This is a genomic window from Aquirufa avitistagni (genome assembly GCF_042715545.1).
GTDB classification, from domain to species: Bacteria; Bacteroidota; Bacteroidia; order Cytophagales; family Spirosomataceae; genus Aquirufa; species Aquirufa avitistagni.
The window spans coordinates 3,355-19,144 of sequence record NZ_JBBKXZ010000004.1 but is presented as its reverse complement, the minus strand read 5'-3'; the positions used below and the strand labels follow the sequence as shown (position 1 = coordinate 19,144).

Annotated in this window: 13 protein-coding genes, 1 rRNA gene and 1 other annotated feature (1 of these 15 cut by a window edge); of the genes, 4 read left to right on the top strand and 10 right to left on the bottom strand. The window is 42.1% G+C overall.

Translation table 11 applies throughout. From position 1 onward, the window contains the following. The 8 genes from U0R10_RS10245 to U0R10_RS10210 form a co-directional block, all read right to left on the bottom strand. Nucleotides 1-360, bottom strand: coding sequence for a hypothetical protein (locus U0R10_RS10245; protein WP_377983878.1), 360 nt, complete (start codon nt 358-360; stop codon nt 1-3). Between the two features lie 32 nt (nt 361-392). Next, a complete protein-coding gene (locus U0R10_RS10240; protein ID WP_377983877.1) occupies nt 393-1,757 on the bottom strand; it encodes an alkaline phosphatase family protein in 1,365 nt (454 codons plus the stop codon). Next, nucleotides 1,742-2,920: a metabolite traffic protein EboE gene (gene eboE, locus U0R10_RS10235; protein ID WP_377983876.1), complete on the bottom strand. Its 1,179-nt coding sequence runs from the start codon at nt 2,918-2,920 to the stop codon at nt 1,742-1,744. Before eboE ends, U0R10_RS10240 begins: the two co-directional genes overlap by 16 nt. A 1-nt stretch (nt 2,921) precedes the next feature. Beyond that, nucleotides 2,922-4,067 (bottom strand): 3-dehydroquinate synthase, encoded by a 1,146-nt coding sequence (locus tag U0R10_RS10230; protein WP_377983875.1) that lies wholly within the window; start codon nt 4,065-4,067, stop codon nt 2,922-2,924. 9 nt (nt 4,068-4,076) lie between these two features. Further along, a complete protein-coding gene (eboC, locus tag U0R10_RS10225; protein WP_377983874.1) occupies nt 4,077-4,964 on the bottom strand; it encodes a UbiA-like protein EboC in 888 nt (295 codons plus the stop codon). After that, nucleotides 4,964-5,869 carry a TatD family hydrolase gene (locus tag U0R10_RS10220; RefSeq protein ID WP_377984087.1) on the bottom strand — a complete coding sequence of 302 codons (906 nt, stop codon included), beginning with the start codon at nt 5,867-5,869 and terminating at the stop codon, nt 4,964-4,966. The genes eboC and U0R10_RS10220 overlap by 1 nt, the downstream gene beginning before the upstream one ends. Before the next feature lie 112 nt (nt 5,870-5,981). Further along, entirely contained in the window at nt 5,982-6,734 is a 753-nt protein-coding gene (locus U0R10_RS10215) for an EboA domain-containing protein (protein ID WP_377983873.1), read from the bottom strand. Between the two features lie 48 nt (nt 6,735-6,782). After that, a complete protein-coding gene (locus U0R10_RS10210; protein WP_377983872.1) occupies nt 6,783-7,787 on the bottom strand; it encodes a glycosyltransferase family 2 protein in 1,005 nt (334 codons plus the stop codon). Between the two features lie 106 nt (nt 7,788-7,893). On the opposite strand from U0R10_RS10210, the gene U0R10_RS10205 reads away from it, so the two are divergent. From U0R10_RS10205 to U0R10_RS10190, 4 genes are read left to right on the top strand one after another with little or no spacing between them, the layout of a single operon-like run. Next, nucleotides 7,894-10,014 (top strand): S9 family peptidase, encoded by a 2,121-nt coding sequence (locus U0R10_RS10205; protein ID WP_377983871.1) that lies wholly within the window; start codon nt 7,894-7,896, stop codon nt 10,012-10,014. Nucleotides 10,015-10,046: 32 nt separating this feature from the next. Next, nucleotides 10,047-11,906: a YgiQ family radical SAM protein gene (locus tag U0R10_RS10200; protein ID WP_377983870.1), complete on the top strand. Its 1,860-nt coding sequence runs from the start codon at nt 10,047-10,049 to the stop codon at nt 11,904-11,906. Nucleotides 11,907-11,935: 29 nt separating this feature from the next. Further along, a complete protein-coding gene (locus U0R10_RS10195; protein ID WP_377983869.1) occupies nt 11,936-12,163 on the top strand; it encodes a zinc ribbon domain-containing protein YjdM in 228 nt (75 codons plus the stop codon). Between the two features lie 55 nt (nt 12,164-12,218). Further along, nucleotides 12,219-12,761, top strand: a complete 543-nt coding sequence (locus tag U0R10_RS10190; protein ID WP_377983868.1) for a hypothetical protein — start codon at nt 12,219-12,221, stop codon at nt 12,759-12,761. 61 nt (nt 12,762-12,822) lie between these two features. Here the strand turns inward: U0R10_RS10190 and U0R10_RS10185 are convergent, their stop codons facing one another. Both U0R10_RS10185 and rrf read right to left on the bottom strand, forming a co-directional pair. After that, entirely contained in the window at nt 12,823-14,085 is a 1,263-nt protein-coding gene (locus U0R10_RS10185) for a DNA recombination protein RmuC (RefSeq protein ID WP_377983867.1), read from the bottom strand. A gap of 264 nt (nt 14,086-14,349) precedes the next feature. Then, nucleotides 14,350-14,461: ribosomal RNA gene (rrf, locus tag U0R10_RS10180) — 5S ribosomal RNA — on the bottom strand. A 67-nt stretch (nt 14,462-14,528) separates the two neighbouring features. Then, nucleotides 14,529-15,790: a sequence feature (mutual gap in cmsearch alignment for this rRNA model is longer than 100), on the bottom strand; it runs 1,669 nt beyond the window's last position.

Genomic DNA, 15,790 nt, shown 5'->3' with positions numbered 1-15,790 from the left:
TTAGTTACGTGGAGGACCGCCCGCACGCATTTGCGTTTGCATAGTCTTGTATTTTTCTAATTGCTCAGGTGTCAAAATAGCCTTCAATGTTTCCAGTTGGCCCTCATTAATCTTCTTCATTTCGCCCATCATCTCCTCACGATCCATTCCTGCTTGACGGAATTCCATCATTTTTTCTATCCGGGTAACAATTAGAGGTTCGATTTTATTCTCTTGTTCTTTCGTCAATTTCAACTCTGAACTCATGCGGTTCAATTGATTCATAGCCATTTCCTGTGGACTTGGCATTTGCGCGTGTGCAGCTTCGCCAGCTCCCAAAAGGGCAACGACCATGGCGATTGTTGTTAAGATCTTTTTCATTTTTTATAGTTTAGTTTTTCAAGTTAATTAATTTATTCAAATACCGTGTTCCAAATCAATGAATAAACTTCCGTAGGCTCCATGTTATCAGTTGGCTGATTATCAGCAATATACAAAGGGTAGTAAGCTTCATCACAAAACGGACTTCCATGCGAACCTTTAACTAAAGTCGCGTCCAATGGAATGACATCCATTCGATAGCGGAATCCGGCTAATTTACGGGCCAATTTATAGGCAGCCCGCAACTTAATCAACGGATTTTTAGGGTCCATAAACATCTCAACTGGATCGTACCCCGGTTTCTTGAAGATGTCCACGCAACGGGCAAAATCGGGGGCCTTGTTGTCGTCCAACCAGTAATAATAGGTGAACCAAGCATCAGAATCTGCAATCAAAACTAAATCGCCCGCTCGTGGGTGGTTGATGTTAAATGCAGCTAATTCATCTCCTGAGAGCACTTTTTTGACACCTTGCGTTTGCATAAATAACTGCTTGACCTCATTTAAAACGGATGCATCGGGACAATATACATGTGCAATTTGATGATCAGAAACAGCAAAAGCACGTGATGCACCGGGATCCAATAATTCCAATCCTTGTTCCTCCCGCAAAGCGATATACCCACCTTTCCGCAAAATACGGTTCAAATGAACAGGTTTTGACACATCATTAATTCCATATTCGGAAAGGATAATTACTTTCGCCCCTTTGCTTTCGAAATGCGAAATCAATCGTTCAACAACTTGGTCGATTTCCTGCAAATCGCCTTTGATTTTTTCAAAATCTACCCCAAATTTCTGTAAGCAATAATCTAAATGAGGCAAATAGATGAATGTCAATGTCGCATCAAATTTCTTATCTACATAAATGGACGCGTCCGCTATCCAATTCGTCGATTTGATATTCGCATTAGGTCCCCAGAAATTAAACAAAGGAAATGTCCCAAAAGCTTCTTGTAATTCATCTCGCAAATCAGCCGGATGGCTGTAACAATCAGGCATTTTCACACCATCTGAGTGATATTGAGGCCGAGGTGTTACAGAATAATCCGCCGATGAATACATGTTGTACCACCAAAATAAGTTCGCACAGGTGAAATTTGGGGCTTTTTTATGTCCGGCATCCCAGATCTTTTCATCGTCCACCAACTTATTGGATTGCTTCCAGAACTTAACTTCGGAATCGACTTTATCATACCAACCGTTACCTACGATACCATGAGAACTCGGATACTTTCCAGTCAAATATACACTTTGAGATGTGGTTGTTACCGCCGGGAATGGAGGCTTGATTTTCGATTTCTTTTTACCCGAAATATATGCGTCCAAAAAGGGCGTATATCGACCTAATATGCTTTCACTTAGGCCAACGATATCAATGACTACGGTTTTTTGCATAATAAGTCTTGAATATATGTGACCTCTCTTGCGATTGAGGTTTCAATCGATTCTTGATATTCTGCTGGCAATACGCCCCAAGTATAGGTTTCAATTTCCATCATGCGTGTGACATAGTGCTGCTGGTGGTAGGCCAATGTTTCGCCTATTTCTGCTTGGGTGGAATTCAATAAACCATACGAATCTAGGAACAAAGGCACATGGAAATGCACGCGCCATTCGTCATAAATTCCTTCTTTGAATTGAGCCAGTGCTTCGGCTAAATCTTTGAACTGCACAAAGCTTCCATCTTTTTTCAAGGCTTTGACCTGGTGTAAATAAGTCGGCTCTTCGTATTGTTTTAATGCTTCAATTCGTGCTGAGGCATCTTTTCTCAAATCTACGCGCAAGGCGGAACTGATTTGAATCTTGCCGATAGAAATGTTTTTGTCCACTAATTCTTGTAAACAGTCAGCAGGTTTATCGTATGAAACTCCATAATGGCACACATCGAAACAGATATGAATATGTCGGCGCACCCAATCCTCTGGAATCCCTGCAGTAATCGCAAAAGGAATCAATGTATCTGTGTACCAATCAACGAATTCGCGATGATTTTCTAATAAACCATCCGGTTCAGGTTCGATGTCAATGTGAATCCATTTACCCGTCTTTTGTTCAGTTTGTGCCAAATAAGGAACAAGTTTCAGTAATTCCATCGTAGCTTGACCGATTGCCGCACCACGTTGATCCCACCAATATTTATAAGAAAGGGGAGAAGTGGAAATCCCTCCTTCATGCTGATCTGCTGGCAATAATTTTATGAGTAAATCGATTAACCGTCGGGTATAATTCACGCGATCCTGAGTTGTCCAGTCGGGCGCATGCACTTGATCTTTAACTATCGTATTGTGGAATCCTCCATAGGGGAATCCATTCAACGTAAAAATGTATATATCTTCTTCTGCTAGCCAGTTCTTTAAAGCTGCCAGCTTGTTGGGATCTTCGATTAAATCTATACTCGCCTGATTGGCAATGCGCAAACCCAGTCCCATCGCTTGGTCAGGGCAAACGGCAGTTTTTACCTTCGGTACGGTCGCCTGTAAATTGGCAAAATGTTCTTCCCAAATCTCTCCAGGGTGGATATTGCTACAATAACTGAGGTGTCCGTTGGCTGTTTTCATGTTATGCGTAGGTGGCAAGTAAAGCAACGGATGCTTGGATCGTTTTGAAGTCCATTTCGTGCATTTCTTCCCCTTTTCCTAGGGCTTTCAACAAGGTGATGGTCAAGTGACCGCCCAAATGTTCTTGGAATTCTTGTAAGCCTTTGTGTAGGTTTTGGCATTCGTTTTCTGCCAAAGCTGGATGATATAAATCAAAGCCCAAGACTTTAATGACGGCTAAAATTCGTTCACAATCAGCAAGGCTTATCGCTCCAATTAAATGTGAATACACGCAATCTAAGGCAATTCCGATAGCAACTGCCTCGCCATGTCGTATGTTGAAATCTGATAGGTATTCCAGTTTATGTGCTGCCCAGTGCCCAAAATCTAATGGACGAGCAGAACCCAATTCAAATGGATCTCCGCCCGAAATATGCTTCATATGTAAGTCGGCACAGCGATAAATCTGTTCCACCATGACTTCTTCATTGCGGGCATTCATGGCTGAGACATTAGCCTCTAGCCATTCGAAAAAAGTTAAATCTTTGATCAAAGCAACCTTTATCGCTTCCGCTATTCCAGAACGCCAATCACGATCTTCCAAGGTCGTTAAAAATGCTACATCATTAAATACGGCTACAGCAGGAGCGAAGGTTCCCAAGAAATTCTTCTTTCCTAAGTAATTGACACCATTTTTAACGCCTACCCCTGAATCATTCTGGGAGAGGACGGTAGTGGGTATACGAATCAACTTGACTCCGCGGTGGGAGATGGCTGCGGCGTAGCCCGACATGTCTAAGAATGCACCACCGCCTATCGTCGCAACAAATGAATGTCGATCGATGCGATGTTCGTCAATAGCTCGAACTATTTCTTCGTAAAATCTTGGATCATTTTTGCATACTTCGCCACCAGGTAAGACCAAGATTTCAGGTGCTAAATCGGCTACAGAATTTGATTCAAAATATGAAACAATTGCGCTTGTAAGTGAAGGATGTGCGTCCGCTACTCCTTTGTCAATGACAAATAAGATGCGTTTGCGGAAATTACTTTGACCGAAATTCGAAATAAAATCACACAAGGTTTTATTGCTCACATCAAACAAGTGTTTTGTGAAAATCACTTGATAATGAAAAGGAACTTGAAATTGCTGTTGTAATACTTGCATGAATATAAATTATGAAACGGCGAATTTTTTGCCCACCCACATGGAAATTGGCAATAATGCTAAGGTAACAAAAGCCATGTAATATTGTTCACTTAAACTCACCCAAGCAGCATTCATTAAGATTAGTGTCAAAACCCCAGTCTTTACCGTTTGGCCTATATTAGGACCGCTTGGTTTTTTAATGGCCGGGATTAATTTGGCAAAGATTAAATACACATGGACCAGAACGAAAGGTAACATATAAATCATTTTACCGGCTTGATAGCCTACGGCCAATTGGCTTACATGAACGATGACGAATAAAATGGCAGCGAACCATAAAGGTGCCGACTGGCTGCCGTGTACCTCTCCGCGACTCACTAAGGTAATGGCAGCGATGTAAATCAACGGAATTAGGATCAAATAAAAATGTTCCAATACGCCTAATTCATAAACACTCATGCCTAACATTAAATTGAATGCCCGACATAATCCCATATTGATTGGGCCAAAAATACGCATGTGCTTGCCCTTGAAATCGTAAAATAATGCATGCAGGGTAACAAGCACGGCAACGATTCCGCTTAGTCGGCTCTGCCAAAAAGCTAAGAATATCCCCAATGATAATAACACAATTCCACCGAATACCGCTTCAGCTCTTTGGATTCGGCCGCTTGGTAAGGCTCGCTCTGGACGTTCTAAATTATCCAATTCGTGGTCAAAAACATCATTAAATACGACTCCACCTGCATATAAACACATGGTGGAAATTCCTAAGAACACGACTGGCCAGAATTGGTAATCTAAGGTCCCAAAGGTAAATCCCACGATAGCCATACCCGCCAATACATCCGTTAATGCCGTGATGACATTAGCAGGACGCATGAGTTCAAGAAAGGCTCTAATTTTAATGCGCATTAGCGAATGATTAAGGAATCTTTGTTGATGCGTGGTGCTTGTCCTCCACGTAAAATAGTATTGCCGTTGAATTTTTGTGTTTGATCTATGTCCAGTCCATGGATGAAATCAGCTTCTTGAATCTGGCCACTTTGAGCAAAAGCATCAAAGGCATTTTGATACGTGACCAACCGAATATGTTCATCAGGAACCTCTTTGATTTTCATTAAGGCAGCCGTTTTTGGAATGGCCAAAGGATCCGAAATTCCCCAGTCGGCAGCAGAATTCACCATAATGCGTTCCGGTCCGTATTGCTTGACAATTTCCACCATGCGCTCATTGCCCATTTTGGTAAAAGGATAAATCGTAAATGCCGCGTAAAATCCTTGATCTAAAACGGATTTCACTGTTTCTTCATTGTTATGGTCGATGATGACCATATTCGGTGCAATACCATGCTCTAAAGCAATGGCCATACTACGTTCCGTTCCTTTTTTCTTATCACGGTGGGGTGTGTGAACCTGAACGGGCAAATTCATTTCCTTCGCAAGTTCTAATTGCGCCCGGTAATATTTTTCTTCAGCGGCTGTTTGGTCATCGAAGCCAATTTCCCCCACGCCCACAACGCCTTCTTTTTGCAAGAACAAAGGCAAAATTTCCATTACTTGTTCTGCCAAAGCTTCATGATTTGCCTCGCGTGAATTTAACCCGATGGTACAATAATGTTTAATGCCAAACTGAGAAGAACGAAAGCGCTCCCAACCCACTAAGCTGGCGAAATAGTCTTTGAATGACGCCAAACCGGTGCGTGGCTGACCCAACCAAAAAGCGGGCTCAATCAATGCAACAACTCCAGCGTCCGCCAATGCCTGGTAGTCATCCGTTGTCCGTGATGTCATGTGCACATGCGGATCAAAGAATTTCATGCCTTGGGTATATTGAGCGAAAGTTCCATCAACTGCATGCGCAGTGGATTTCTCTTGTTCAGTTCCCTCAAAATGGGATGGATTACCAACGGGTTTATGATCTTGACACATATTAGGCGGTATAAATCGGTTCTGGTTTCTCTAATTCATGCCAAAGCCCCTGCGTACTGCCTGGAATTTGGACTTCTTGTTTCACTAAAGATGCCGCAAGGACGTCTCTTGCATTTTCTGATTCAGCTAATTTTTCAATATCAGTCCGTAAGGTTTCGTTCATAAATCGAGGAACAAGCCTCCATACTTGTGAAGGAACTCTTCGGTTGGCAGACCACCGTTCATGTGCAAAATCGGAAAGTGTATTCGCTAAATCTTGATTTACGCGCTCATCCAATCCGATGATTTGATGTATCGCTTTATCATTGAAAATACATTTTAGGACTAATTGGTTCCAAGCAGCTTCACTGAAATAGTCTTTTGGATACGTATTTCCAAAAGCGATTGCATCGAATACCGGTCCCATGTTAGATCGTACAGCATCCGTGGCGCGCAACAAAAATGATGAAGGGTTATTTAAGTAGGGTAAGGAACGGGTTAAAGCGACAGCTTCTTGCATTTCAGCTGTTTCAAATAACATATCTATCTGAGCTTCGTCTAATTGCATCAATATGTCCAAGCGAACGACTTGGTCTAATGTCCAACCTGAAAACTCACCCCTTTCAATGATTTTTTTAGAAATAAATCGGGGAACTTTTACAAAAGCTAATACCAATGCTTTACCTGATAAGGTTTTTTGCTCAATTAGCCAATTAGATTCGGCTTCACTGGCAAAGGCTGCAAGGGTTTCGGTTATTTGTAAATTCGTTTTCACGGCTAATTAGGTTCCTTTCAACGAAAATACTAAAAAAAATGAGGATTTTTATGATTTGATGACTTGATCAATATTCTCCTCTGGTTTTATTTGGTAAGGGCCATTTAAGCGAAAGAGGATAGGGAAAAAGTAACGATATAACACAGCTACTTTACGACCAAAAATACGTTGGTTTTTTGTGTCATACTTCCATGATTTTCCGGTTGTTAGATTAAGGCCAACTTTCCAAATCCAGAAAATAGGGGCAACAATTGAATAGTTAAGATAAATTAGAAGAAAGGCAATTGCCCCATAGCTTTTTCTTATCCAAAGTAAATTTGATACTTGAATTTGGACTGAAAATCGATTGACCCAAGAGTACTCCGTGCGACGAAATTCGTTTTCCTTGATCAAATGAATAAAGTTGACATCTTCGAAATAAGCTAATTTCCCCAACTTGCTTAATCGGAAACTAAGTTCAGCATCTTCAGCGTACATGAAGAAATCCTCATCCCAGCCATTTAGTTTTAGCAGATTTTCCTTGGAAGCCATGAGAAAAGCTCCCACCAAATTGTTTGTTTCCTCAGGACGAGAAAATTTTTGATTCGGTAATAATGCATTGATCAATTGATGGAAAACTGGTTTATTGGGAACGATGTAAAAATCTCTTCGAACATCATTTAAAGTTCGATAATAGGGTAACGGATTTTTGTTAGTATCTAACTGATTTCCACCAATAGCTACAAGCGTTTGGTCCGCCTTCAAATGTTTCCAAGCATTTCCTATACTGTTGTCAAACACAAGGGTATCAGCATTTAGAAAAAGGATAAATTCACCTGAAGCGGCATGTAACCCAATGTTATTAGCAATTGAAAAACCTGTATTCCGCCCAGCATCAATCCACTTAGTTTTAGGGAATTCACTCAAAATTTGTTGATTGGCAGTAGGAATAAAATGATTGTCAATAACAATGCATTCAAAATTTAGATTTTCCGTATGATCGTAAATGCTACGCAAGCAATCTTGTAAGAGAGCCTCTGTTTGATAGTTAACAAATACAATTGATACATCCATGCGACCCAAAATTAGTTTGATTTTATTTTAATTAGACTTCTTGCGGGGTATTTCTTTTCCATTGTCTCGGTATTTCTCTATATTTCCTATTCTAAAATATATCAAAATGAATTTACGTTTCCTGTTTTTCTTCATTCTATTCACTTGTATCCAAGTGGGTGTAATGGGTCAAAATTTTACATTTGAGGCTATTAAATCATATGCTTTTCCCACGGAGTTAGTTCGGTCAAAACAAGGTGATAAAATTGCTTGGTCGATTGATGAAAAGGGTATTCGTAATGTTTATGTGGCAGAAGCACCGAGTTTTGTCGCGCGCAAATTGACCAATTTCAAAGAAGACGATGGACAAGAAATAACTTCAATTTCCATTTCAGATGATGGCAAGTGGGTATTATTTGTTCGAGGAGGAGATCATGGAGCTAATTTTGATGATGAAAAAGCGGTTAATCCTGCTGGAAATGCCGAGCCTCAAACGGTACGTGTCATGCAAATTGCTTTTGTAGGAGGACCCATACGTGTTATTTCTGAGGGGGACTTTCCGGTAATTTCACCTGACAACAAGGTGGTATCTTATATCAAAGAAGGCCAACCGTGGGTCTGCAAATTAGATACGAATGAAAACGAGGACTTTTTAGAGGCTCCCGTACGCTTATTTAAAACACGCGGTTCTGTGCACTCGTTGGCTTGGTCCCCCAAGGGTAATAAATTGGCTTTTGTTGCGAACCGTTACGATCATTCCTTCATCGGTTATTTTGAATTAGGGAAGTCACAAGTCAATTGGCTTGACCCTGCTTTTGCGAAAGATTTTAGTCCACGTTGGTCACCTGATGGTACTCAAATCGTATTTATTCGCACCCCTGCTTCTGGTGGATCTACTGACTCATTGACACAACGGAAGCGTATTCCATGGTCTATTCGGAAAGTCAGTTTGTCGGAGGGAGAGAAGTCGTCTCGTGTTTGGGAAGCACCTAATACGTATCGTGGTTCTTTACCTACCACACAGGGAGGTACCAATTTATTCTGGCCACGGATGGACCGTTTAATATTTACTTCCTACCACGACGGCTGGCCTCATGCTTATTCAATCGCACCATCGGGTGGCCCCATATTATTGCTAAGTCCAGGTGATTTTATGGTTGAACATGTGCGCACAAGTGCAGATGGAAATATGGTGTTATTTGATGCCAATACTGGGGCCGACATCACCGATAAGGACCGTCGGCATATTTGTCAGGTATCTGTGGATAAAGCTGACATGAAGGTTATGACTCCCGGAGTAGGTATTGAATGGTCCCCTATTTCTGTGGTTGGCGGTTACGTCTACATCGGAGCTGGAGCCCAAATGGCTCCACAAGTTATGTTGGCCTCATCAGGTGCCACGCGATCCTTAACATCTAATTTGATTCCAGCTGAATTTCCAGAGAAATTATTGGTTCAACCGAAGCAAGTTATTTTTAAATCATTGGATGGATTAACCATTCATGGTCAAGTATTCGATTCGTCCAATGGAACGCAGAAAAAGCCAGCGATTATTTTTGTCCATGGTGGACCTCCTCGTCAAATGTTGTTGGGTTGGCATTATTCCGATTACTACGCGAATGCATATGCCTTAAATCAATATTTAGCGAATTTGGGATTTGTTGTTTTATCTGTTAATTATCGATTAGGGATCGGGTATGGTTATGATTTCCACAATCCGAAATCTGCAGGTCAATGGGGTGCATCTGAATATTTAGATATTAAAGCAGCAGGGGAGTGGCTGGCCCAACAATCCTTTGTGGACAGCAAAAAGATTGGGATTTACGGAGGGTCTTATGGAGGATATTTAACTGCTTTAGGTTTGGCTCGGGATTCAAAATTATTTGCCGCTGGTGTTGATATTCATGGGGTTCATGACTGGGCGCATCAGCGCGAGATTCCTTTGGAATCATTGTCTGGTCCACATAAAGCACCCGATGCTGATTGGGCTACTAGTTTATCCTTTCGTTCTTCACCAATATCATCAGTGGATACTTGGAAGTCGCCTGTGTTATTTATCCATGCGGATGATGATCGCAATGTGCCATTTAGCCAAAGCATTGATTTGATTAATCGATTGCAGAAGAAAAAGGTGCCGATGGAGACCATGGTTATTGTAGATGATACGCATCATTGGATGAAGTTTTCAAATGCGTTGAAGGTGTTTCAAGCGACTGCAGATTATTTCAAAGCCAAGCTGTTAAAGTAGGTTTCAAGTTGATTTTAGCTTAATTTTGCCGCATGCAAGAAAGACCTATTACCGACTGGCTTCCGTTGACAAAAAAGGAAGTTGAAAAACGTGGCTGGGATGAACTCGATGTTATCCTGATTTCAGGGGATGCCTATGTTGATCATCCCGCGTTTGGTACGGCGGTGATTGGTCGTATCATGGAGAGTGAAGGGTTGAAAGTGGGGATTGTGGCTCAGCCGAATTGGCAAGATGATTTGCGTGATTTTAGGAAATTAGGTAAACCCAAATACTTTTTTGGTGTAACCGCAGGTTGTATGGATTCCATGGTGAATCATTATACGGCAAATAAGCGGTTGCGTTCAAATGATTCCTATACGCCGGGCGGTGAAGCGGGCTTTCGTCCTGATTATGCGACGACGGTTTATTCTAATATTTTAAAGGAGATTTACCCAGATGTTCCTGTTTTAATTGGTGGTATCGAAGCTTCATTGCGTCGGGTAACACATTATGATTATTGGGCTGATAAATTATTTCCATCGATTTTAGTGGATTCCAAAGCGGATATGTTGGTATATGGCATGGGAGAACAACCCTTGCGCGAAATCATCCGTGGTGTAAAATCTGGTAAGCAATTGTCGGAATTAACCGATATTAATCAGGTGGCATTTATTCAAAAGCAATCAGATGCTTTGCCGGCAGTAGGTGACTGGGAAACGGTTGAGTTGGCAAGTCATGAAGTATGTTTGGAGGATAAGATTAAGTATGCGTCCAACTTCAAGATAGTAGAAGTTGAGTCCAATAAATGGCAGGCGAATCGGATTACTCAAGCAGTAGGAGCGGACCTATTAGTCATTAATCCACCGTTTAAGACGATGGAAGAAGTGGAGATGGATAAGTCATTTGATTTGCCTTATACGCGTTTACCACATCCAAAATATAAGAAACGTGGGCCAATTCCGGCTTATGAGATGATTAAATTTTCGGTGAATATGCACCGAGGCTGTTTCGGAGGTTGTAGTTTCTGTACGATTTCAGCGCATCAAGGGAAATTTATTGCTTCCCGGAGTGAGAAGTCGATTATGAAAGAGGTGGATGAAATTACGAAGCATCCAGAATTTAAGGGTTACATTTCGGATTTAGGTGGACCATCAGCGAACATGTATCGTATGAAGGGGAAGGATGAGTCGATTTGTGCCAAATGCGTGAGTCCATCATGCATTCACCCCGTGATTTGTAATAATTTAGATACAAACCATACGCCGTTGACTGAGATTTACCGCAAAGTTGATGCCCATCCAGGAATTAAAAAAGCGTTTGTTGGCTCGGGTGTACGTTATGATTTGTTGGTGGATGACTTCAATAAAAATAATCAAGATGGTAACCACGATGAATACATGGAGCAATTGATTACGCGTCATGTATCGGGTCGTTTGAAAGTTGCCCCAGAACATACATCTGATGCTACATTACGTGTGATGCGTAAACCTTCGTTTAAGTATTTTCATGCGTTTAAGAAGAAGTATGATGAGATTTCTGCCAAATTTGGTTTGAAGCAACCTTTGATTCCTTATTTCATTTCATCGCATCCGGGATGTGAGGAAGAGGATATGGCGAACTTAGCGGCTGAAACGAAGGATTTAGGATTCCAGTTGGAACAAGTTCAGGATTTCACACCTACTCCTATGACAGTGGCTGAGGTGATCTATTATTCGGGTGTTCATCCATATACCTTACAGCCGATTAAAACAGCCAAGACGAGAGAGGAAAAGCAGAATCAGAATAAATATTTTTTCTGGTATAAGGCAGAGTATAAGGATTGGATTCGTAATCGGTTGACGTATTTAAAGCGACCGGATTTAGCCCAACGATTATTAGGGTTTAGAAACAATAAAACGAGTTGGAAAAAGTAATTCTGAATTTTAATTTAAGCAAGTGTTTGATGGAAGATAGTGAAGAGTTAATCGTTCGCGATAGCAATGGTGCAGTACTTAAGGAAGGAGATGCTGTCACGGTGATAAAGGATTTGAAGGTACGCGGATCATCTGGTGTGATCAAACGCGGTACGATGGTAAAAAATATTCGACTGACAGATGATGCAGATGAAATTGAGGGCAAGGTGGAGAAGTCTGTGATGGTTTTAAGAACGGAGTTTTTGAAGAAAGCGTAAGGCAATACCCAGTAGACAGTAATTAATGGACAGTCGTCCAACAATTTTAAAGATCATGATGACATATCGCAATGCTTTGATTTTACCGATTGCACTCGCAAGCGGCTTATTATTCACAAATTGTGATTCTAAAAATGAATCGGTTGCTAAAACTCCTAATAGGCCATTAACTGCTGCTGAAAGTAAGGCTGCATTAAAGCAGTGGGAAGCTAGCTCGGATGGCATTCAATTTAAAAATTGGGAGGCTTCACCAGAAGGCAAGAAAGTGCATGCCGGAGCAGTAAAAATCAATAAGTTTATTCGTAGCAATTCCAATTTGGAGGGTGTTGTAACCTCACTTACTCTTCCAGAAGGTTCTAGATTGGGTTTTGGAGTAATGGTTAGAATTGAAGGAGAGGAATATATCCTTTCCATGGGCCCAGTTTCCAAAGCCGAAATGGAGCAATTGAAAAGTCTGAAGGTGAGAGATAAAATTGTTATCAAAAGCCGCGGTGTTTCGAAAGCTCCTAAATATGCCTATGCTATCGTTTCAGGCGACTATCTTGAAAGAAATAGTAAAGTGATTTATAAGCGCGTACCTAACAAAGGAGGATGCTAAATAGAGCAGAGAGTATAGATTGTTTTTCGCTACTCATTTCTCTTTAACCTCTAATCTGAATTTATTCCTCCTCGATCTCCGGTTCTTCGTCCTGAATAAGTCCTTGATTTAGTTTTTTGGTCGATTTAATACCCAGTTTGTGTAGTTTTTCAGCGCGGTTAATAAGGTTTCCTTTTCCTGTGCTCAATTTGTTAAGCGCTCCAGTATGGGCGTCTTCAGCACGTTTAATGTGCTTGCCAACATCTTCCATGTCTTGAGTAAAGGATACGAATTTATCGTAAAGATCACCGGCTTGTCGGGCAATTTCAATGGCATTTCTGGTTTGGTATTCTGTTTTCCAAACGGAAGCGATGGTACGCAAGGTTGCCAATAGGGTAGAAGGGGAGACTAAGACGATTTTACGTTCCCATGCGAAATTAAATAAGGTGGTATCTTGGCTAATAGTTGCCACAAAACCTGATTCAATGGGGATAAATAGAATAGTAAAATCTGGGCTATTTAGATCGAGACCAGTATGATAATCTTTGGCTGATAATAACTTGATATGTGTCTTTAGTGACTCGATGTGTTCTTTGAGTGCTTGGTCTTTTTCAATGGTACCTTCTTCGGCACTAGTGTAGCGTTCGTAGGCAATTAGAGACACTTTTGAGTCGATGATTAGGTTCTTATTGTCCGGCAGAAAGATAACTGCATCTGGTTTGATGGTCTCGTTGATCTGGTTTTTGGTCACGAATTGGGTTTCGTATTCCATTCCTTTTTTTAAGCCTGAACTCTCCAAAACGCGTTCTAAAATCATTTCACCCCAGTTTCCTTGAGATTTGTTCGATCCTTTTAAGGCATTTGTGAGGTCTTCAGTCTTTTGGGTAACGGTTTGATTTAGGCTTGTCAAATTCTTGATTTGCTCTAAAAGCACTGTATTTTGATGTGTTGAATTTTTTTGTCCTTCGTTTACGCGTGTTTCAAATGCCACAAGTTTTTCTTTGAGCGGATTTAAAACATCGTTTAGCTTAACTTGCTGTTGGTCGCTCAACATACGTCCTTGTCGGAGCACGGACTCATTACTTATATCGGTAAGCATTTTCCTCAATTTGTCTTCGTCGGCCTTTTGATTTTCCACTGCTATTTTGAGTGTCTCATTTTGGCCTTCGAGTTGGGATAATTTCCCAAACATCGATTTATTCTCTTGTTCAAGTGTGTCTGCTTTGGTTTGTATGCTGCTTAATTGCGCCAATTGGCTCGTTAATAGCGTTATTTTACCTTGGAGTAGGAGGTAGGTAGCTCCGGCTCCGGCGATACTGGCGATGAGGATATAGAGAATTGTCATGTCGCAAATATAGGGAAAAGAGTGGGAAGTAGTAGACAGTGGTTAGTGGTCAGTAATAAGTAGTCAGTGTATAGTCCGGAGGGAATGAGTCCGGAGGAGAGGTAAGAGGTAAGAAGTAAGAGGTGAGCGCTTTATGTTTCCTCCGGACTATCTCCCTTCGGACTAATCTCCTTCGGACTCATTCCCTCCGGACTGACGACTAGCGACTAGCGACTTTTTGGGCACAAAAAAACCGCTCTCTTTCGAGGCGGTCTTTCTTAAATAACTTGGAGCTTACTTACTTTCCCGGGTTTGATCCCAGTATCATCAGCGGTGCGGGGCTTAACTTCTCTGTTCGAGATGGGAAGAGGTGAACACCCGTCCTATCGGCTCCATACTTTTTACAAGGTCTTAGCCTTTTTCCATATTGTGAGATAAAATAAACAGCAGTGTGTAAATTAATAAAATGTAAGCTTTCGGGTAATTAGTACTACTCGACTTTGACATTACTGCCTTTACATCTGTAGCCTATCGACCGTGTCGTCTACACGGACCCTTCATGGAATACTCATCTTCAGGTCAGTTTCGCACTTAGATGCTTTCAGCGCTTATCTGGTCCCGACGTGGCTACTCAGCTATGCCCTTGGCAGAACAACTGATATACCAGCGGTCAGTCCAACTCGGTCCTCTCGTACTAAAGTCAGAACCTGTCAATATTCCTACGCCCACAACAGATAGGGACCGAACTGTCTCACGACGTTCTGAACCCAGCTCGCGTGCCACTTTAATCGGCGAACAGCCGAACCCTTGGGACCTTCTCCAGCCCCAGGATGTGACGAGCCGACATCGAGGTGCCAAACCTCCCCGTCGATGTGAGCTCTTGGGGGAGATCAGCCTGTTATCCCCAGAGTACCTTTTATCCTTTGAGCGATGGCTGTTCCATACTAAACCACCGGATCACTATATCCTACTTTCGTACCTGATCGACTTGTCGGTCTCACAGTCAAGCTCCCTTTTGCTATTGCACTCTACGCACGGTTACCAAGCGTGCTGAGGGAACCTTTGAAAGCCTCCGTTACTCTTTTGGAGGCGACCACCCCAGTCAAACTACCCACCAAGCAATGTCTCCCCTTTGGGGATTAGAATTCCAGTACAAGAAGGGTGGTATTTCAACGTTGGCTCCCCGATGCCTAGCGACACCGGCTCACAGCCTCCCACCTATCCTACACATCCAGTACCAAAACTCAATGCTAAGCTATAGTAAAGGTTCATGGGGTCTTTCCGTCCCGTTGCGGGTAAACGGCATCTTCACCGTTACTACAATTTCACCGAGCTCACGGCTGAGACAGTGCCCAGATCGTTACACCATTCGTGCAGGTCGGAACTTACCCGACAAGGAATTTCGCTACCTTAGGACCGTTATAGTTACGGCCGCCGTTTACTGGGGCTTCAGTTCAATGCTTCGCCTTGCGGCTAACATCCCCCCTTAACCTTCCAGCACCGGGCAGGTGTCAGGCCTTATACGTCATCTTTCGATTTAGCAAAGCCATGTGTTTTTGTTAAACAGTCGCCTGGGCCATTTCTCTGCGGCCACGATTGCTCGTGGCTCCCTTTATCCCGAAGTTACAGGGTTAATTTGCCGAGTTCCTTAGCCGTGATTCACTCGAGCGCCTTAGAATATTCTTCTCGACCACCTGTGTCGGTTTACGGTACGGGTTACTTATTA

Coding starts and splice junctions, on each gene's coding strand:
- U0R10_RS10200 (WP_377983870.1), top strand. CDS start 10,047: ATGCAAGAAAGACCTATTACCGACTGGCTTCCGTTGACAAAAAAGGAA.
- U0R10_RS10195 (WP_377983869.1), top strand. CDS start 11,936: ATGGAAGATAGTGAAGAGTTAATCGTTCGCGATAGCAATGGTGCAGTA.
- eboE (WP_377983876.1), bottom strand. CDS start 2,920: ATGAAAACAGCCAACGGACACCTCAGTTATTGTAGCAATATCCACCCT.
- U0R10_RS10190 (WP_377983868.1), top strand. CDS start 12,219: ATGATGACATATCGCAATGCTTTGATTTTACCGATTGCACTCGCAAGC.
- eboC (WP_377983874.1), bottom strand. CDS start 4,964: ATGCGCATTAAAATTAGAGCCTTTCTTGAACTCATGCGTCCTGCTAAT.
- U0R10_RS10210 (WP_377983872.1), bottom strand. CDS start 7,787: ATGGATGTATCAATTGTATTTGTTAACTATCAAACAGAGGCTCTCTTA.
- U0R10_RS10205 (WP_377983871.1), top strand. CDS start 7,894: ATGAATTTACGTTTCCTGTTTTTCTTCATTCTATTCACTTGTATCCAA.
- U0R10_RS10230 (WP_377983875.1), bottom strand. CDS start 4,067: ATGCAAGTATTACAACAGCAATTTCAAGTTCCTTTTCATTATCAAGTG.
- U0R10_RS10240 (WP_377983877.1), bottom strand. CDS start 1,757: ATGCAAAAAACCGTAGTCATTGATATCGTTGGCCTAAGTGAAAGCATA.
- U0R10_RS10185 (WP_377983867.1), bottom strand. CDS start 14,085: ATGACAATTCTCTATATCCTCATCGCCAGTATCGCCGGAGCCGGAGCT.
- U0R10_RS10220 (WP_377984087.1), bottom strand. CDS start 5,869: ATGAAATTCTTTGATCCGCATGTGCACATGACATCACGGACAACGGAT.
- U0R10_RS10245 (WP_377983878.1), bottom strand. CDS start 360: ATGAAAAAGATCTTAACAACAATCGCCATGGTCGTTGCCCTTTTGGGA.